The organism is Parasegetibacter sp. NRK P23 (genome assembly GCF_023721715.1).
Taxonomy (GTDB): domain Bacteria; phylum Bacteroidota; class Bacteroidia; order Chitinophagales; family Chitinophagaceae; genus Parasegetibacter.
The window spans coordinates 816712-836075 of sequence record NZ_JAMDLG010000001.1 but is presented as its reverse complement, the minus strand read 5'-3'; the positions used below and the strand labels follow the sequence as shown (position 1 = coordinate 836075).

Annotated in this window: 14 protein-coding genes; all 14 read left to right on the top strand. The window is 49.1% G+C overall.

The annotated features are described in order from the left end of the window. Nucleotides 1-16: 16 nt before the first annotated feature. The 14 genes from M4J38_RS03345 (at nucleotide 17) to M4J38_RS03280 (ending at nucleotide 19335) form a co-directional block, all read left to right on the top strand. Nucleotides 17-2119 carry a penicillin-binding protein gene (locus tag M4J38_RS03345; RefSeq protein WP_251758114.1) on the top strand — a complete coding sequence of 701 codons (2103 nt, stop codon included), beginning with the start codon at nucleotides 17-19 and terminating at the stop codon, nucleotides 2117-2119. Continuing rightward, complete coding sequence (locus tag M4J38_RS03340) at nucleotides 2120-3586, top strand: UDP-N-acetylmuramoyl-L-alanyl-D-glutamate--2,6-diaminopimelate ligase (protein WP_251758113.1); 1467 nt, start codon at nucleotides 2120-2122, stop codon at nucleotides 3584-3586. A gap of 91 nt (nucleotides 3587-3677) precedes the next feature. Next, complete coding sequence (gene mraY / locus M4J38_RS03335; RefSeq protein WP_251758112.1) at nucleotides 3678-4955, top strand: phospho-N-acetylmuramoyl-pentapeptide-transferase; 1278 nt, start codon at nucleotides 3678-3680, stop codon at nucleotides 4953-4955. Between the two features lie 148 nt (nucleotides 4956-5103). Continuing rightward, nucleotides 5104-6447 (top strand): UDP-N-acetylmuramoyl-L-alanine--D-glutamate ligase, encoded by a 1344-nt coding sequence (gene murD, locus M4J38_RS03330; protein WP_251758111.1) that lies wholly within the window; start codon nucleotides 5104-5106, stop codon nucleotides 6445-6447. Between the two features lie 9 nt (nucleotides 6448-6456). Continuing rightward, nucleotides 6457-7695 carry an FtsW/RodA/SpoVE family cell cycle protein gene (locus M4J38_RS03325; protein WP_251758110.1) on the top strand — a complete coding sequence of 413 codons (1239 nt, stop codon included), beginning with the start codon at nucleotides 6457-6459 and terminating at the stop codon, nucleotides 7693-7695. A 3-nt stretch (nucleotides 7696-7698) separates the two neighbouring features. Further along, on the top strand, nucleotides 7699-8817 hold the full coding sequence (gene murG, locus M4J38_RS03320; RefSeq protein WP_251758109.1) for an undecaprenyldiphospho-muramoylpentapeptide beta-N-acetylglucosaminyltransferase: 1119 nt from the start codon (nucleotides 7699-7701) through the stop codon (nucleotides 8815-8817). A 114-nt stretch (nucleotides 8818-8931) separates the two neighbouring features. Then, nucleotides 8932-10317 (top strand): UDP-N-acetylmuramate--L-alanine ligase, encoded by a 1386-nt coding sequence (gene murC, locus M4J38_RS03315; RefSeq protein ID WP_251758108.1) that lies wholly within the window; start codon nucleotides 8932-8934, stop codon nucleotides 10315-10317. A gap of 56 nt (nucleotides 10318-10373) precedes the next feature. Beyond that, nucleotides 10374-11300, top strand: coding sequence for a cell division protein FtsQ/DivIB (locus M4J38_RS03310; RefSeq protein ID WP_251758107.1), 927 nt, complete (start codon nucleotides 10374-10376; stop codon nucleotides 11298-11300). A gap of 14 nt (nucleotides 11301-11314) precedes the next feature. After that, nucleotides 11315-12718, top strand: coding sequence for a cell division protein FtsA (gene ftsA, locus M4J38_RS03305; protein WP_251758106.1), 1404 nt, complete (start codon nucleotides 11315-11317; stop codon nucleotides 12716-12718). Between the two features lie 47 nt (nucleotides 12719-12765). Further along, entirely contained in the window at nucleotides 12766-14559 is a 1794-nt protein-coding gene (ftsZ, locus tag M4J38_RS03300) for a cell division protein FtsZ (protein WP_251758105.1), read from the top strand. Between the two features lie 669 nt (nucleotides 14560-15228). Further along, complete coding sequence (locus M4J38_RS03295) at nucleotides 15229-16560, top strand: hypothetical protein (protein ID WP_251758104.1); 1332 nt, start codon at nucleotides 15229-15231, stop codon at nucleotides 16558-16560. An 81-nt stretch (nucleotides 16561-16641) separates the two neighbouring features. After that, nucleotides 16642-18240: a T9SS type A sorting domain-containing protein gene (locus M4J38_RS03290; RefSeq protein ID WP_251758103.1), complete on the top strand. Its 1599-nt coding sequence runs from the start codon at nucleotides 16642-16644 to the stop codon at nucleotides 18238-18240. 277 nt (nucleotides 18241-18517) lie between these two features. Continuing rightward, nucleotides 18518-19066 carry a protoglobin domain-containing protein gene (locus M4J38_RS03285; RefSeq protein WP_308217823.1) on the top strand — a complete coding sequence of 183 codons (549 nt, stop codon included), beginning with the start codon at nucleotides 18518-18520 and terminating at the stop codon, nucleotides 19064-19066. A 20-nt stretch (nucleotides 19067-19086) separates the two neighbouring features. Then, nucleotides 19087-19335: a hypothetical protein gene (locus M4J38_RS03280; RefSeq protein ID WP_251758102.1), complete on the top strand. Its 249-nt coding sequence runs from the start codon at nucleotides 19087-19089 to the stop codon at nucleotides 19333-19335. The last annotated feature ends 29 nt before the right edge of the window (nucleotides 19336-19364 follow it).

Genomic DNA, 19364 nt, shown 5'->3' with positions numbered 1-19364 from the left:
AATGCCGGACGGCCCGATGGATATAAAACGCGACATACTTTGGAGGGTGTACCTCTGCTTCATCGGAATGATGGTGCTGAGTGTACTGGTGCTGGGACGAGCGTTTTACCTGCAACGGGTGGAAGGTGATTACTGGCGGAGCCTCGGTGACAGCCTGCACCAAAGGGTGGAAGAGCTGGGGGCGGAGCGGGGCACGATTTACAGTGAAGATGGAAGTATGCTGAGTACTTCCGTTCCGCAGTTCGATATCTATATTGATTTTGGCGCGGATGGATTACGGGAGAAAGGAGGAAAGCGTTTCACTGACAATCTCGACTCGCTTTCATACAGCCTTTCACAGCTCTTTAAAGATCAGTCAACGGAGGAGTACAAACGCATGTTGCGCCTCGGCTACCGGGAAAAGAACAGGTACTTCTCATTGAAAAAGAAAGTGTCCTTCGCCGATTATTGCCAATTGCGGGAATTCCCGCTGGTAAGGCAGGGCAGGTACAAAAGCGGATTCGTGGTGGAGGTACAAACGAAAAGGTTGACGCCGTTCGGTTTGCTCGCCAACAGAACCATAGGCCTGGCAAGGGCCAATGCCCAGAATGTAGGACTGGAAAATACCTACGACAGTTTATTGAAAGGAACGACAGGAAAAAGATTGGTGCGGCAGATTGCAAGAGGAGCTTTCGCGCCAATTGAAGGAACAGAAATAGAACCTGAAAAAGGAAAGGATATTATCACTACACTGGATGTGAATATCCAGGACATCGCGGAAAACGCGCTGTTGAAAATGCTCATTGAAAACGAGGCGGCTTACGGCACCTGTATTGTGATGGAGGTGAAAACGGGTAAGATCAAAGCCATAGCCAATCTCGGACGCCAAACAGATGGATCGTACTGGGAGAATTACAATTACGCCATCCAGGGTTCGGAGCCTGGATCAACTTTCAAACTGGCCACGATGCTGGCCGCGCTGGAAGACAAGCACGTAACGCTGAACAGCAGGGTGAACCTGGAAGGTGGCACCTGGCAGGTAGGCAGAAGAACGGTGTTCGATTCCGAAAAGCACGGCAAGTTCGACGTATCGGTGAAAGAGGCCTTCGAACACAGTTCGAATGTGGGCATGGCCAAAATAGCCTGGCAGTATTATTCGAAGAACCCGGAACCTTTTCTGAATCACCTGAAAAAGCTTCGGTTCCACCAGGTGAGCGGTATCGATTTACTGGGGGAATCAAAACCGGTGATCAAATCGCCGAAAGACAGAAGCTGGAGTGCGGTTACATTGCCCTGGATGAGTTTTGGCTACGAAGTGAAAGTGAGTCCGTTGCAAACGCTGATGTTGTACAACGCGGTGGCCAACAACGGAAAGATGATGAAGCCCTACCTGGTGAGTACGGTGGCGAAAGATGGGATCACGGTGAAAGAAGTGCAGCCGCAGGTGCTCGAAGAAAGCATCTGTAGTCCGGAAACGCTGAAGCAACTGAAGGCAGCGCTGGAGGGCGTGATGATTAATGGAACGGGAAAAGCCTTGTGGTCGCCGTTCTACGGTATCGCCGGTAAAACGGGCACATCGCTGGTGGCGAACGGGAACAGGGGGTATGCCGATCATATTTACCAGTCGTCATTTGCGGGGTATTTCCCGGTCAATGATCCGCAGTACAGTTGCATCGTGGTGATCAAGAACAAACCGCACGCGGTAAAATATTATGGCGGCGCCGTGGCGGGACCGGTGTTCAAAGAGATCGCGGATAAATTATACGCCCTGCGGATCAAGGAGATGAAAGCTGTAAAGACGAACTGGAAAAAGGACAGCAGCAAATTTATATATCCCGGTTACAAGAGAGAGATGGAAACGGTGATGGACGAATTGCGCTTTACTTATAAGGAGGTAGACAAAGAAGATGAATGGGCCACGCTGAGTGGAGAGAACGCCGGTTTGTTGTTGCAGCCGATGCCGGTGGAGAAGGGGAAGATGCCCGATGTAAAGGGAATGGGGTTGAAAGATGCGCTCTACCTGCTGGAGAACAAAGGCTTGAAAGTGAAAATTGTGGGCAGTGGAAAAGTGGCTGCCCAGTCGATAGCGCCGGGAGCGGCTTATATAAAGAAACAGACAATTACGATTGAATTGCAATAAATGGCGGAACTGCAGAACATATTGTACAAGGTGAAAATCAGGTCGATCGCGGGAGAGCGTGCCGTTGAAGTGCACGATCTTCAGATCGATTCCAGGAAAGTTACGCCCGGAACATGTTTCATTGCCATCGTAGGAACGCATTCAGATGGACACCAGTTCCTCGATAAAGCCATCGAAGCCGGCGCCACCGCTGTGGTGGTAAACAAGATGCCGGAACATAGGAAGGGAGGGGTTACTTATGTGGAAGTGAGTGATACTTCGGAAGCCGCGGCCCTGATGGCGCACAGCTTCTACGGTGAACCTTCGCGCAGCATAAAACTGGTAGGCGTTACCGGTACGAACGGGAAAACCACCATCGCCACGCTGCTGTACAAATTGTTTTCGGAACTGGGGTATAAATGCGGACTCGTTTCCACCGTACAGAACATGATTGGCGAAGAAGTGTTGGTGGCCACGCACACCACGCCCGATGCGATTAGTCTGAACGCTTTGCTCCGTAAAATGGCCGATGCGGGTTGTTCGCATGTGTTCATGGAATGCAGTTCACACGCCATTCACCAGAAAAGGATCAACGGGCTGGAATTCACGGGAGGACTGTTCAGTAATATCACCCATGACCACCTCGATTACCATAAAACATTCGACGAATACATCCGGGTCAAGAAGGCGTTCTTCGATCAGCTTTCTCCCGAAGCGTTCGCGATCAGCAATCTCGATGACCGCCGCGGTACCGTGATGCTGCAGAATGCGCCCGCAAGGAAATTCTATTACAGCCTGCAGTCGCTCGCGGACTACAAAGGAAAGATTCTGGAGAACGGCCTCACTGGTCTGGTGATGATGGTGAACGATATGGAAGTGCACTTCAGAATGATCGGCGAGTTCAATGCTTATAACCTGTTGTGTGTGTATGGCGCGGCATTGCAACTCGGAGAAGACAAACACGAGGTATTGCGGATACTGAGTCGGTTGAGTGGAGCCGAAGGCAGGTTCGATTATACCGTTTCCAATAAAGATAAGATCATCGGTATCGTGGATTATGCCCACACACCGGATGCGCTGGTGAACGTGTTGGAAACTATTCATGCTTTACGGTCCGGTGGAAACGCCATTATTACCGTAGCTGGTTGCGGCGGTGACCGGGATAAAACAAAACGTCCGATCATGGGCCAGACAGCCTGTGATTACAGCGATAAAGCAATTTTTACTTCCGATAACCCGCGTACTGAAGATCCACTGGAGATACTTAAGGACATGGAAGCCGGACTCAGTTCCGCGGCCAAAAGGAAGTACATCGTGATCGCCGATAGAAAGGAAGCCATTAAAACGGCGGTGAGTCTGGCAAAGCCGGGAGATATCGTGCTGATCGCGGGAAAAGGGCATGAAAAGTACCAGGAAGTGAATGGTGTGCGCCATGATTTTGACGACAAGAAGGTACTGAAAGAAATGTTCGAACTGCTGGATAGGTAAGCATCGGGCAACCGAAGCACCGATCCGGAACCGGTAACACCAAGCGGAAGCCAGGTGTTGCTACAAACAAGCGTTTACTTAATAACCATACATGCTCTATCATTTTTTTACCTGGTTGAAACAGGAGTTTAATGTTGCGGGAGCCGGCGTGTTCCAGTTCATCACCTTCAGGGTGCTGCTGGCCGTGCTGCTCTCATTGGTGATCACGACTGTTTTCGGTAAAAAACTGATCCGTTTCTTACAGAATAAACAGGTGGGCGAATCTGTGCGTGATCTCGGTCTGGCCGGCGAACAACAGAAAAAAGGTACGCCTACCATGGGTGGTATCATCATTCTGCTCGCCATTCTTATTCCTACTTTACTTTTCGCGGACCTCAACAAAGCCTATATCCGCCTGATGATCTTCGCTACCATCTGGCTGGGCATCATCGGTTTTATAGATGATTACCTGAAACTCCGCGCAAAGCGCATCGCGCAAAAACAGGGTGTCGCTTACAAAAAAGGCGATAAAGACGGACTGGCAGGGTGGTTTAAAATATTGGGCCAGGTGGTACTCGGCATCGTGGTGGCCGCCACTATTTTGTTCAACGACAACGCCAAAGCGTACCGTGAGTTTACAGGGGAGAACAAACCGCCTGCGGGTGTGGAAGTGAAACACGTTCCCTTCGATGGAAAGGACCGCGTATTTGTGGAAGCGAAGGAACCCATCACCACCATTCCTTTTGTGAAGAGCCACGAATTCAACTATTCCAAATTATTGCCGGAAGCCATGCGTGGCCTTACCTGGTTGCTCTATTCCGCCATCGTGATCATTATTGTGACCGCCGTTTCCAATGGCGCGAACATCACGGATGGGTTGGATGGACTGGCAACGGGTACCAGCGCCATCATCGGGACCTGCCTCGGCATATTCGCGTATGCCAGTGGTAACCTGCGCTTCGCGGAATACCTCAATATTATGTATATCCCCAATCTCGGTGAGCTGTCCATTTTTATTGGTGCGTTCATCGGGGCAACCGTGGGCTTCCTCTGGTACAATGCTTTCCCTGCGCAGGTATTCATGGGCGATACCGGAAGCCTGGCGCTGGGAGGCATCATCGCCGCACTGGCCATTATCGTGCGGAAAGAATTGCTGATACCCATATTCTGCGGGGTGTTCCTCGTGGAGAACCTGAGTGTGGTGATCCAGGTTTCTTACTTCAAATACACGAAGAAGAAATACGGGGAAGGAAGGCGCGTGTTCCTGATGAGCCCGCTCCACCACCATTACCAGAAGTTGGGATACCATGAAAGTAAGATTGCCGTAAGGTTCTGGATAGTAACCATCTTATGTGTACTGCTTTCGATTGTTACACTGAAGATGCGTTGATTATATAGTGAAAAACCAAACCCCAAGAACCGTCCAGGCATCCTGAGAAGAACCAACATGTAGCATAAGAATGTGTAGTTTACCCTGACCCGATACTTTTGAAGAACCCCCCAATATCCCCCTGAAACAACCGCGGAAAATTGTTTGTATGAACGAACGAATGGTCATATTAGGTGCCGCTGAAAGCGGTGTTGGCGCGGCGTTGCTGGCGAAGCAACACGGGTATGATGTGTTCGTTTCCGATGCGGGCAGTATCAAAGAAGTGTATAAGAAAGAACTGCGCGGCAACGGAATTGAATTTGAAGAAGGGCAGCATACGGAGGAACTTATCCTGAATGCTTCGGAAGTGATGAAGAGTCCCGGTATTCCTGAAAAGAACGAACTGGTGAAGAAGATCAGGAAGAAGGGAATAAAGGTGATCAGTGAAATTGAACTGGCCTATCGCTTCAAAGGAGAGAGTAAGATCGTGGCCATCACCGGGAGCAATGGTAAAACCACCACCACTTCTATGATCTACCACATCTGTAAAGAAGCGGGACTGGATTGCGCGCTGGTGGGCAACATTGGTTATTCTTTCGCGAAGCAGGTGGCAGAGAATCCGAAACCACTGTACATCGCGGAAATCAGCAGTTTTCAATTGGATGATATCCACGAGTTCAGACCCGATATCGCGGTATTGGTGAACATAACGGAAGATCACCTGGATCGATATGAATATAATTTTCAGAAATACATCAATAGCAAATTCAGGATAGTGGAGAACCAGACCCCGGCGGATTATTTTATCTACTGCCAGGACGACGAAGTAACCATGGCCAACATCAGAAACTTTAACATTCATTCTAACCCATTGCCGATTACCATGAAAAATAGCGAGATATTAAAAGGAGCTTTCATCCGCAAAGACGAGATGACCGTGAAAACGGAATCGGAGAACTTCTCCATGAGCGTTTACGATTTTACCCTCCGGGGAAAGCACAACCAGTACAATACTATGGCAGCAGGGGTAGCAGCGTCAACGCTGGGCATCCGGAAGGAAAAGATCCGCGACGCCGTGAAGAATTTCGAGAGCCTGGAACACCGTATGGAATACGTGGCCACCGTTCGTGGTGTGGATTTCATCAACGACTCCAAAGCCACCAACGTAAACTCGCTGTGGTACGCGCTGGAAAGCATGGAGAAACCTACCATTCTGATCCTGGGCGGTGTGGATAAAGGAAACGATTACAACCAGATCATGGACCTGGTAAAGGAAAAGGTAAAGGCCATCGTATGCATGGGTATCGATAATACCAAAATCCACGAAGCATTTGGAAAAGAAATGCAGTTGATCGTAAACACCGCCAGCGCCAAAGAAGCGGTACACGCCGCTTTTCACTTCGCAGACAAAGGCGATGCGGTATTGCTCTCGCCAGCGTGTGCCAGCTTCGACCTGTTTAAGAATTATGAAGACAGAGGCAACCAGTTTAAGGAAGCAGTGAAGGAATTATAAAAAAGTAACGTGAACCAATTACTGAATAAAACACGCGGCGATAAAGTGATCTGGGCCCTGGTGATACTACTGGCGCTCACTTCCCTGCTCGTGGTGTACAGTGCAACGGGTTCACTCGCGTATAAGATGTATAAGGGCAACACGGAAGTGTACCTTTTTAAGCAGTTTGCGTTCATCATGGGCGGACTGGCCATCATCTTCTTCGCGCACAAAGTCAACTATACGATCTATTCGAAAGTTGCGAAGCTCTTATTCTTATTGTCGATACCATTGCTGGCCTACACGCTTTTCTTCGGTGCGAAAATCAACGAGGGAAGCCGGTGGATCAAATTGCCGGTAATCAACATGACTTTCCAGACCTCCGATCTTGCGAAGCTGGCGCTGTTCATGTACCTCTCCAGGTTACTCAGTAAAAAGCAGGACGTGATCAAGGATTTTAAAACAGGGTTTCTCCCGGTGATTTTCCCGGTAGGCATTATCTGTATCCTGATTGCGCCGGCCAACCTTTCCACCGCGTTGCTGGTAGGTGCCACGAGCTTGATGTTGCTGTTTATCGGAAGGGTTTCTTTCAAACATTTGTTACTGGTGATCGGTATCGCACTGATCCCGGTAGGCATGTTGGTAACGGCTGCGGTCATCAAACACAAATCTGAGGAGGGTGCTCCCACTGCTGTGCGTACGGAAAAAAACAGGCTCACGGGCAGGGTTTCCACGTGGATATCCAGAGTGGAAAACTTCATCTATCCCAACAAGGAAGATGTGAGCGAAAGCAATTACCAGATCAACCAAGCCAAGATCGCGATCGCAAAAGGTGGTTGGGTAGGAAAAGGACCGGGCAACAGTGAGCAAAGGAATTTCCTGCCGCACCCGTATTCAGATTTTATCTACGCGATCATCATCGAGGAGTATGGATTGATAGGAGGGGCGTTCATCCTGTTCATCTACCTGGTGTTCCTCTTTAGGAGCATCCGTTTGTTCAGGAAATGTCCGTATGCGTTTGGCGCTTTTCTGGCATTGGCGCTGAGTTTTACACTGGTGATCCAGGCGCTGGCGAACATGGCGGTGAACGTGAACCTGTTCCCTGTAACGGGGGTAACGCTTCCATTGGTGAGTATGGGCGGAACATCGTTCCTGTTCACCTGTTTGTCGATCGGCATCATCCTGAGTGTGGCCAGGAACGTGGAGCAGCTGGAAGGAAAGGCGCCACCGGAAGATGCAACGCAGGATGGAGCTGCGGCCACAAACTAAATATTGAAAGAGCAGATTGAAAATAGAATGGGTCAACAAAAGAAAATAATCATTGCAGGAGGAGGTACCGGGGGGCATATATTCCCCGCGATCGCTATTGCGAATGCGTTGAAGAAAATGGATCCTGCCACTGAATTTTTGTTTGTGGGCGCAAAGGGGAAAATGGAAATGGAGAAAGTGCCGCAGGCCGGTTACAAGATAGAAGGAATAGATATCGCGGGATTAAACAGGAGTTCTTTGATAAAAAATATTTCCCTTCCCTGGAAACTCATCAAAAGTTTTTTCCAGGTAAGAAGGATCGTCAATGATTTTCGTCCCGATGCGGTAATTGGTGTAGGTGGCTATTCCAGCTTTCCCGTACTGCGTTTCGCGCAGCAGAAAGGAATACCCACGTTCATCCACGAATCCAATTCATTCGCGGGCAAGGCCAACATCATGCTGGGAAAAAAAGCGACCCGCATCATGGTGGCCGCGGAGAAAATGGACAAGTTCTTTCCAAAAGAAAAGATCGTGGTAACTGGGAACCCGGTACGTAGTGTGATCACTGAAAGCCATGCATCCAGGGAAGAAGCGCTTTCCTTCTTCGGATTGAAAGTCAACCAACCAGTGGTGTTGGTGGTGGGCGGTAGTCTTGGAGCGAAAAGTATCAATGAAGCCATCGAAACCGGAGTAGCAACGATTCAGGAAGAAGGCATCCAACTGATCTGGCAAACCGGGCAGCTTTTCGGAGAAAGGGCCACACAAGCCGCGCAGGGAAAGGAAGGCATCAAAGTGATGCCTTTCATCCGCGAAATGGAAATGGCCTATGCCGCCGCCGATGTGGTGGTGTCCCGTGCGGGTGCCATGGCCATCGCTGAATTGTGTGTGGTGGGAAAGCCGGTGATTTTTGTACCGTATCCTTTCGCCGCTGAGGATCATCAAACAGCAAATGCTAAAGAACTGGAAGCTGCAAGCGCCGCGGAAATGGTCAAAGATGAAACGGTAAAAACAACACTGGTGCCCACATTGCTGGAACTGGTGAAAAATGAAACAAAAAGAAAACAGTTCATAGATAATATTAAAAAGAAAGGTGTAAAAGATGCCGATAAAAAAATAGCGGAGATCATTTCGCAAAATAGTTAACGGCAACCGGCACATCAAACTTCCAAACGTTGCGTCGTGGCGTCGTTGCGAGAAAAAAATAAATCTCCCGCAACGACGCTACGACGCAACGCAACAAATTATAAAGAAAGGCTAGTGATAAAACTGGAACAAATACAACACATCTACTTCATCGGCATCGGCGGCATCGGTATGAGCGCTCTCGCCTGCTACTTTCATGCCCGTGGCGCGAAAGTAAGCGGATACGACCGCACCGAAACACCGCTTACAAAGCAACTCGCTGCCCTGGGAATGGACATCACCTATACGGATACCGAAGATGGCATTCCCACAGATGTGCAACTGGTAGTATATACCCCCGCTGTGCCTGCCACCCACAAAGGGCTTGAGTTCTACCGCGCCAACGGCTTCGCCGTCATCAAAAGAAGCGATGTGCTGCAGATCATTACCGAAGGCGCCTACAATATCTGCATCGCGGGCACGCACGGTAAAACCACCATCACGACGATGACAGGACACCTGCTCCGGGATACAGGATTCGGTTGCAACGCATTCCTGGGCGGAATATCCGTGAACTACCAAACGAATTTCTGGAGCGATCCCCGCAATGTATGTGTGGTGGAAGCCGATGAATATGACCGTTCCTTTCTGAAACTACATCCAGATATCGCGGTGATCAGTGCCATGGATGCCGATCATCTGGATATATATGGAACGCCGGAAGCGTTGGAGGAAGCATTCATTCAATTCGCCAATCAACGGAAACCTGGTGGCTGGCTGATTTCGAAAGCGGGATTGAAAAAGCATGATCTTCTTCCAAAAGAGAACCACATCACTTACGGTGTGGAGAAGGAAGCTGATGTGAAAGCGCACAATATTAGGATGAACGATGGAACGTACACCTTCGATGTGGAAATGAAAAAACCGCAATCGCGTTCCATTCAAAACATTCACCTCAACATGGGGGGCATGCACAATGTGGAGAACGCTACCGTGGCCGTGGCCGTATCGCTGTTGCTGGGCATCGAGGAAGAAAAAATTAAAGCATCCGTAGCCTCTTTTAAAGGGGTGAAACGCAGGTTCGAATACAAGGTGCATACACCGGAGCAGGTGCTGATCGACGATTACGCGCACCATCCGGAAGAATTGCACGCCCTCATCAGCAGCGCCAAAGCGCTTTTCCCGGAAAGGAAATGCACGGTGATTTTTCAACCCCATCTCTTTTCGCGTACCCGCGATTTTGCAGAGGGCTTCGCTGAAACGCTGATGATGGCCGACGAAACAATACTGCTGCCCATTTACCCGGCCCGGGAATTGCCTATGGAGGGAGTGAGCAGCAGTATGCTTGCGGAAAAAATGGAAGTCCAACGGGTTACCTTACTCGAAAAAACGGAATTGATGCCGTGGATCGAAAAGTATAAGCAACAGCAAGGACAACCTCGTATGCTGATTATGGCCGGAGCAGGAGATATAGATGCTTTGGTGGAACCGGTGAGAGAAATGTTGAATGATGAATGTTGAATGATGAATGAAGTTGTTTAATCCAAAATCCATCATTCAACATCTAAAATTAAAATATGGCTTCTTCTAAACTGAAACGCATCATTACACTAACCGGCTGGCTCACGCTCAGCACGGGTGTACTGGTGCTTTTGGTGGCAGCCATGGGAAGAAGGGAGGACCAGTTGTGTAAGCGGGTGGAAGTGGAGATTGAAGGGGAAGGACAAACCCTGTTTGTAGAACGGAAAGATATTCTGAATACGCTTACGGCAAACGGAGGAAGGTCGATAAAAGGGAAGCCGGTCGGAAGTATTTCCATCAAAGACCTGGAGGCCCAACTGGAAAAAAATGTATGGATCAGCAATGCTGAATTGTTCTTTGATAAAGACGCCGTGTTACAGGTAAGAATAACCGAAAATGAACCGGTGGCCAGGGTGTTTTCCATCAATGGAAATTCCTGGTACATGGACAGTGCCGGTGCAAGGTTGCCACTTTCCGACCAGTTCTCGGCCAGGTTGCCGGTTTTCACCGGCTTTCCGACCGATAGGAAGAACCTGGGGAAAGAGGATAGCGTCCTGTTGCAGCGCATGAAAGAACTGTCGCTCTTTCTGAAGAAAGATCCGTTCTGGATGGCACAGGCCGGTGAAATAGCGATCACACCTTCCCGGCAGTTGGAAATGCACCCGGTATTCGGATCGCATGTGGTGGAACTGGGCGATGGAAAGGATTTGGAGAACAGGTTCACAAGGCTGGAACTTTTCTACCGCCAGGTGCTAAAGCAAACGGGGCCAAACGCGTGGAGCCGCATAAAAGTACAGTTCGCCAACCAGGTGGTGGCCATCAGAAATGGCATGGAGGAGAAAACGGTTTTAGTGAATGCACCAGTTGCGACGCCGGTAACGCCCAGCGTAAGCAACAATGCAACACAGGTGGTGAACAGAACCCCGGCCGGAGGCCCGGCACCCAGAGCGGTGATGCCTCCGAAAAGAAGAAACAACAACTAAAAACAGGATAGCGTATGAACTCAGAACAAAGACCCATCATTATTGGGCTCGACATTGGCACGACGAAGATCGCCGCCATCGCCGGGCGCAAGAATGAATACGGAAAACTCGAGATACTCGGGTTCGGGAGGTCCAACTCCAATGGCGTGAAACACGGGCAGGTGCTCAACATTGATGAAACCATCAAGGCCATCAGGATGGCCCTGCAAAACTGTTATGAATCAAATCCCGACCTGGTCATCAACGAAGTGTACGTCGGTATTGCAGGACATCATATCAAGAGTCTGCAAACCCGGGGCGACATCGTACGCCACAACACCGATGAGGAAATTTCCCAAAGGGAAATCGACCAGCTCATCAGCGATCAGTACAAAACCTATATTCCCGCAGGCGACCAGATCATTGATGTGATCCCGCAGGAATTTACGGTGGATAATTTTCAGAATATTCCCGATCCCATAGGATACGGCGGGGTGAAGGTGGGCGCAAATTTCCACATCATCACCGGCGATAAAAACGCCATCCGCAACATCAACCGGGCCGTGGAAAAAAGTGGTCTGCACACCAAGGACCTCGTACTCCAGCCGCTCGCTTCCGCAGCGGCGGTGATGGGGCATGAAGACATGGAAGCAGGCGTAGCTATCGTGGACATCGGCGGCGGCACCACCGACCTGGCCGTTTTTTACGAAGGTATCCTGAAGCATACTGCCGTGATCCCCTTCGGAGGTGAGAACATTACCAACGATATCAAAACTGGGTTGGGTGTACTCAAATCTCAGGCGGAAGCCATGAAAACCCAGTTCGGATCCGCATTGGCCAATGAAGCGAAAGCCAACGAATACATTACTATTCCCGGCTTACGCGGCATGCCGCCCAAAGAGATCAGCGTAAAGAACCTCGCCAACATCATCCAGGCACGCATGAGTGAGATCCTCGATTTCGTAAGCTATCACCTGAAGCAGGTGGGGCTCGACGGAAGGGTGCTCAACGGTGGCGTGGTGCTGACCGGCGGCGGTTCACAATTAAAACACCTCATCCAGTTGACCGAATATGTTACCGGGCTCAACGCGCGCATCGGGTTCCCGAACGAGCATTTGTGCGCCGGACACATTGAAGAACTGAGAAAACCCACGTACTCAACTTGTATCGGTCTGATCCTGAAAGGATACAGCGATTACGAGAACCAGCGGAAATCGTTCCGCGATGAATACGTTCCCGTAAGTGTTCCCGGAAACCTGAAGCAGAAGCTCCAGGAAGAAGAAATGAAAGAAGATTTATCGGAAGAAGTGGAAGTGAAAGAAATGCCGAAGGAAATTGTTCCCATTGAAAACAGGAAGGGCCTGAAAGATTTCTGGGGCAAATTCAAAGATGGCATCATCGATCTCTTCAAGGAAGAAGAAGACGCCAAACTCAACTAACCGATTCGTGATTGTGATACTTACTAACCCATTTTAAATTTATTGCTATGATCCATTTTGATTTACCAAAGGAGAAATCCAGCATCATAAAAGTGATTGGCGTGGGCGGCGGCGGAAGCAATGCCGTAAACCACATGTACGCGCAGAACATTGAAGGCGTAAACTTTATTATTTGTAACACCGATGCGCAGTCGCTGGCACAAAGCAGCGTGCCCAATAAAATACAGCTTGGGCCGCATTTAACGCAGGGGCTGGGTGCGGGTGCCAACCCTGAAATAGGCAAGCAGGCCACCGAAGAGAGCCTGGAAGAAATCAAGCGCATCCTCGAAGTGAACACCAAAATGGCGTTCATTACTGCAGGTATGGGCGGTGGTACGGGCACTGGTGGCGCACCCATCATTTCCAAAATCTGCAAAGACCTCGGCATCCTCACCGTTGGTATCGTGACCACTCCCTTCGCCTACGAAGGAAAGAAACGCCAGCAACAGGCGCAGAATGGTATCAATATCCTGAAGGATTATGTGGATACCCTGCTCGTGATCAGCAACGATAAGCTGCGTCACCAGTTCGGTAACCTCACCATGAAAGCGGCTTTCAACAAAGCGGATAATGTACTGGCCACCGCCGCGAAATGTATCACCGATGTGATCAACAGCACCGGCCAGATCAATGTTGACTTTGCCGACGTTTGTACCGTAATGCGCAGTGGTGGCGTGGCCATCCTCGGAAGCGCCACGGCACAGGGTGAAAACCGTGCCTTCAAAGCCATCGAAGAAGCGCTGAACTCTCCATTGCTGAACGACAACGATATCCGCGGCGCAAGGTGGATCCTCATCAACATCAACTCCTGCGAAGGAGAGAACGAGTTCACCATGGATGAAGTAGAGATCATCCAGAGCTACCTCCTCGAACAGGCCGGTGAAGATACCGACGTGATCCTGGGTATGGGCTACGACAATTCCCTTGGAGACCAGATCGGTATTACGCTGATCGCCACCGGTTTCGAGCACAAAGACCCCTTCGTGAAAAAAGTGGCGCCCCAGCCGGAGCCCAAACGCGAAGAGAAGATCACCCTTGTTCTGGGAGAAGATCCGGAAGAGAAAAAGAAGTACAACCAGCCTCCGCTGCCTTTCGTGGAAGAAAAGAAAGACCCGCTGGCTCCTACACTGGTGCCTGCTCCTGAACAACATAGGGAAATTACCAGGGAAGTTTACGGTGAGGCGAATGTGGAAAATAAATCCGTCCATACCGAACCACCCGTTGTAAATTACACCCTCAATAGCAATCAAACGGTTGATCCTCAACCTCAAAATACCAAAGACGCTGTTGTAGCTACCAGCACCTCCGGAGGTTTATTGGCCAAACCTTCCAATATCTACATGGAGACCAAGCCTGAATCAGTCCAATCAGTGCCTGTTGAAAAACTCCCTTCAGCATCAGTTGACAATGATGAGCCAGGCATGGACATCCAACTTGTTGTGAAGGAAGCACATCCAGGGGCGGCGGATACGCCAGGAACGGATCAAACTCAGAACATCATCAATGCAAACAAATCTTCCGTTGAGGATCCGGCGATGCCAGACGAAGCGGAAGAGCAGAAAAGGAGAGCCGCCGAAAGGATCCAGAAATTGCGCAATCTGTCCTTCAATATTAACGGCAGCGATCCGAACAACGAGTTTGAAACGGTACCGGCCTACATCCGCCGCAACATGGAACTCTACAACAACCCGCACTCCAGCGTGGAGAATTTCTACAGCGGCTACACAGTTAATTCAAACGAAAACAATCAGGCTGATATCAGCACCATCAATACTTTCCTCGAAGGAAAGAAGCCTGATTAACATAGTGAGGAGTGAGTGATATTTGTTTTTAGTTGTTGGTCCCGCAGTGATGCGGGACTTTTTTTATTTCACGCAACGACGCGAGGGAGCAAGGACGCAATGGGCTGTTGAGGTGCGGCACGCAAGAAGGGATTTCTCGCAATTGCTTCATTCTTCGCAACGCTACGACGCAACATTAGAGCGTGATTTTTGTTTCTTGTTCATTGAATAATGAGGGGTATGTTTTTATGGCAAAGAGTTGTTGTAACAAGCCATAGAAGCGTATATGCGGAAATAAAAAGCTTACCCATAATATTCAATAGCTATCCTAAATAAAAAAGCCGTAGCGTCTTAGTGCCGTTGCGAGAATAAAATCACCACTTAAATGAAACTCCCGCCAACCAACTAACGCCTTGCGTCCTAGCTTCCTTGCGTCTTTACGAGGAATGAAGCAATCGCCTGAAACTTCCCCTCGCGTGAACTGAATACAACCCAATAACTCCTCCTAAGCATTTCACCTTATCCCCCGGTTAACCCGTTGTTAACCGACATCCCCACGCATACACCTTCACAGAATTTTAACCAATCTTTGAATCAGCAAACGCATTCGGCTATCAATACCTTATCTGTGAAATACAAAAAGGGGTGAATACAGAGATGCGCAAATAAAAAACTTAAACTCCAATTCGTATGAATCCCTACTCTACATCAACAAGTAGAAAGATTGCAGTGGCGATCGCGTTGCTCGGCGTATCGCTTGTATCGAAGGCCCAGTTGAAAGTGGGCGACAACCCCACCAGTATCCACAAATCATCTATCCTGGAATTGGAGAGTACCCGCCAGGGCCTGCTGCTGCCGCGTTTGGCAGATACCACGCAGATCAACGGACTCACGCCTCCGGATGGAATGATCATCTACCTCAACTCAGACAAGAGTTTGCGCCTGCGCAGCAACGGAAGCTGGAAAAAGATCGCCGATCTTTCAGAGGCTACTTCCAACTGGTCGCTATCTGGCAACAGCGGCACCAACCCCGCAACACAGTTTCTCGGAACGGTGGATGGACAGCCTTTGGTAATCCGGACCGACAACAATGAAAGGATGCGCATTGACGCAAATGGCAATGTGGGCATCGGAACGAATAATCCCACCGCCAAACTGGAAGTGGATGGCTCCGTTAAATTACAGGGTATTGCCGCAGGTTCCACCGAACTGGACGTGCTTGTATTAAACGCTGATGGCTCCGTTTACAAAAGAACCATCTCTTCTTCCTCCTTCGAAAATGCCATCAAGGCGATTAATAACATTCAGGCACAAACGCTTTCTTTTACTGCAGAAACAAGTCTGTCAGAAGATTCAGTTAAAGTAGAGAACAGATCAGCCGACAGCACCATCGCTTTGTACCTTCCCGTTCAGAACGGTTCCTCCGCCAGCAAGCCTTATGGTATGCTTACTTATGCCGACTGGCAAAAGATCCAGAGCAGCATGCAAACGCTTACCATTGGCACCGTGGCTTCTTCTTCCAACGTGAATGGCGCCAGCATTGTAAGCGACAGCACTTCGCGCCAGATCATCCTGCACCCGGCTGATGCTACTAATGCAGGTATTGTGTCCGTGACCGCGCAAACTTTCGCGGGGAATAAAACGTTCCAGGACAGCGTTTCCGCTTCAAAAGCAATACTCGTGGGCGCTACGGGCGCGGCCAATTCAACAGTTGAGGTACAGGGTTCTATCGCGATGGCCATCAAAACGGTTACGGCCAGCTATACCGCCACCGCAGCCGATAATACCATCCTGGCCAATACATCTTCCAGTTCCATCACGCTTACATTGCCCGCCCCGTCAGCATTTTCGGGAAGGATATATACCATTAAGAAGATAGGTAACGGAGGAATCGACCGCGAACTCGTGATTACGCCTTCTTCCGGCACCATCGATGGAGGAAACTCCTATACCATCTATAATGACTGGACCTATGTGACGCTCCAAACCAATGGAACCGACTGGTTCATCATTAAGAAATAACATCATTTCCATCCGCCTCACATGAAGAAAACAACGCCCCGTTGCAACGTACGCGCGGGGCGTTCTGTTAAACCTCCTTTCATGAAGCGCTGTTATCGTTTATTATTCTTGTTGTGCTGTAGTTGTTGCTTTCTTTTCACGAAGGCGCAGCAAGGCGTGTATATACCGAAGAACGCGAAGGTGTATTTCAAGGGAGATACCGCCACTATTTTTTCTGATGTGCAACACAAAGGGCATATCCGTATCGGGAAAAAAGCGGTAGTGCAATTCAAGGGTAAGCGTTGGGAGAACGGTGATTCTGCTACCATTGAAGCGGAAGAAAACGGTGGACTGATCCGTTTTTTAACGCCCGATCTCCCGGGAACAGACGGAAGGCAGATCATGGTGGGCGGATACAATGCCGCGACAAAAAGCGGACCCGCCTTTGCACGTTTTTCACTCGCCAATCCCTACGGATTGGTGTTGAATGAAACCAGTTTCCGTGTTACCCACGAACTGATTTTTGAGAACGGGCATATCTATGCGCTCGATCAGTTGTTGTCTGTGGGCAATGAAACAGGTCCGGGTATAATAAAAGGATACAACGAAAAAAGTTACGTGGTAACAGGCGGACTTACCGCCGGTGGTTTACTGCTTCGGGAGAACATTGCCGAAAAGCATGGTGAAGTTATCTTTCCCATAGGTAGTGATGTGGAGCATTATACGCCCGCGGCGATCCGTTCTGTAAGCAGCATCCCGGATGATGTGTACGCGAAAACATGGATGGGCGTTTTCGCACACATGAATACGGGTAATAACCTGGATGGGATGAGTGTGAAAAACATCTGGCAACTGGGGAAATTACGTCGTCCGGGATCGGGTGTAGTAGGTGTGAGGCTGCAGCACCTGCTGAAAGAGGAGGGCGCTGCCGGCTTCGTTCCCAACAGGACTTCCAGTTATATTTCGCTGTTCAATGGCAATACATGGGATACCAGCGGTCAACAGCATAACCCCGTGTCGCCGGCTGTATTAACCTCAGGAGGTGTCCTGTATAATAGCGGGGTGAACGAACGTGTTTTCACCGATGAGATCGGAACCGCTTCTTATCTTACTAAATTTGCCCTGCCATCGAAAGATACTGTATCGTTCCGCACCAGGTTCAGGTTCTGGGGCTATCGCAGGAACGCGCAACAAGCGGAACTCAACTGGACCACCGAGCCTGAATACAATATCCGGCATTTTGTATTGCAGCGTAGGCTCGCGAACGAAACTGATTTTAAAACCGTGGCCACGGTCCGCTCCCGGGCCATCGGCGGAAGCAGTGCATCGTTACTGAAATACATACACAACGACCCGAATACCTACCAGGGCATCAGCTACTACCGGCTTATCCTGGTTGATTATAACGGACTTGAAGTGTATTCGAATATCGTTCCCATTGGACCTGTTCCAGGTGGTTATGGTATTGTTGTATGGCCCAATCCTGCGGCGCAGCGGTTCTTCGTGGGCATCAGCGGCGTGGCGCCGGTGAAGGCCGTTGTTGTGTGGAACGTGATTGGTCAGAAGGTGAAGGAGGAAATGGTGAATGGCAGAAATATCATTCCGCTGGAGATCAGAACGCCAGGTACATACCTGGTGGGATCCATCACTTTTGGCGGAAGGGTGATTGAAACAAAGAAGGTGATTATTACGGGGAACTAAAAGGACGGGTTCGATTCAATCCGGAATAATGAGATATATACAATAATTGTTGTCATATATCAATTGAGTGGTTGTTGTGCTGAAAATAGCTTTGTTACACTGGTTCAAAAACAGCATTAAGTTTTGAAACCAGACGATAGCACTGTTTTTTAACAACAAACCATATAACATCAAACCTTCATTCTTTTCTACGCTTCTGTTGCCTGTTTTATTCTGTTCAGGCGTCTACGCGCAAACCGCCCAGCCGCCACATGGGTACACTTATGGCACTAAAGATGTGGCCAGATCACCATTTAGTCTTGAGGAGCTAAAGCTGCTCCAGCAGGCTATGTTATTTGGGGAGGAGGATATAAAATACCTGAGAATGAGCTATGCTATACTCAAAGACCAAACCAATGATATATTAGATGTCTGGTATGGCTTTGTAGGTGCAACACCGCAGTTGGTGTATTTTTTCAGCAACAAAAATACCGGTAAGCTGGACGGTGAATACCTGGCGAAAGTAAGAGAACGGTTCGCCGCCTGGATTTTGCAAACCGCTGAAGCTAAATATGATCAGCAGTGGTTAGACTATCAGTATGAAATAGGACTGCGACATTACACCACGAAAAAGAACAAAACAGACAATGTGAATTCTGTTCCCGTTATCAACTTCCGCTATATTCCCGCGCTTACGATACCGGTTACCACAACGTTAAAACCATTTTTAGCGAAAAAAGGAGCCGGTGCTGAAGACGTCGATAAAATGTATACCGCCTGGTTGAAATCGGTACTGCTGCAATCTATTTTATGGGGACAGCCTTATATGAAAAAAGGCGAATACTAACCATCTTAAAGCCTTGTAAAATGGATAAGCGAAATACTTTACACAAAGGGGAAACCTTTCTGGCCGTACTCACTGATTGTAAAAACAGCCATAGCAAAGTGCATTTACTTTTTGAAGAAGATGGGGTTGTGAGGGGCGAAGGGTTTATACAAAAACTGGAAACGGATAATGATGCGCCTTACCTGCAACTTACCGACGGAAAGCAGATTCTTTTACAGCATATCATAGCCGTGAATGGGATGTTTGATCCTTCTTATTCAGAATGTTAAATATGCGTTGATTGCATCAGGCGCAGTAC

What these genes read in the sequence shown, in the direction of transcription:
- M4J38_RS03345 (WP_251758114.1), top strand. Translation starts at nt 17, where the DNA reads ATGGATATAAAACGCGACATACTTTGGAGGGTGTACCTCTGCTTCATC.
- M4J38_RS03340 (WP_251758113.1), top strand. Translation starts at nt 2,120, where the DNA reads ATGGCGGAACTGCAGAACATATTGTACAAGGTGAAAATCAGGTCGATC.
- mraY (WP_251758112.1), top strand. Translation starts at nt 3,678, where the DNA reads ATGCTCTATCATTTTTTTACCTGGTTGAAACAGGAGTTTAATGTTGCG.
- murD (WP_251758111.1), top strand. Translation starts at nt 5,104, where the DNA reads ATGAACGAACGAATGGTCATATTAGGTGCCGCTGAAAGCGGTGTTGGC.
- M4J38_RS03310 (WP_251758107.1), top strand. Translation starts at nt 10,374, where the DNA reads ATGGCTTCTTCTAAACTGAAACGCATCATTACACTAACCGGCTGGCTC.
- ftsA (WP_251758106.1), top strand. Translation starts at nt 11,315, where the DNA reads ATGAACTCAGAACAAAGACCCATCATTATTGGGCTCGACATTGGCACG.
- ftsZ (WP_251758105.1), top strand. Translation starts at nt 12,766, where the DNA reads ATGATCCATTTTGATTTACCAAAGGAGAAATCCAGCATCATAAAAGTG.
- M4J38_RS03295 (WP_251758104.1), top strand. Translation starts at nt 15,229, where the DNA reads ATGAATCCCTACTCTACATCAACAAGTAGAAAGATTGCAGTGGCGATC.
- M4J38_RS03290 (WP_251758103.1), top strand. Translation starts at nt 16,642, where the DNA reads ATGAAGCGCTGTTATCGTTTATTATTCTTGTTGTGCTGTAGTTGTTGC.
- M4J38_RS03280 (WP_251758102.1), top strand. Translation starts at nt 19,087, where the DNA reads ATGGATAAGCGAAATACTTTACACAAAGGGGAAACCTTTCTGGCCGTA.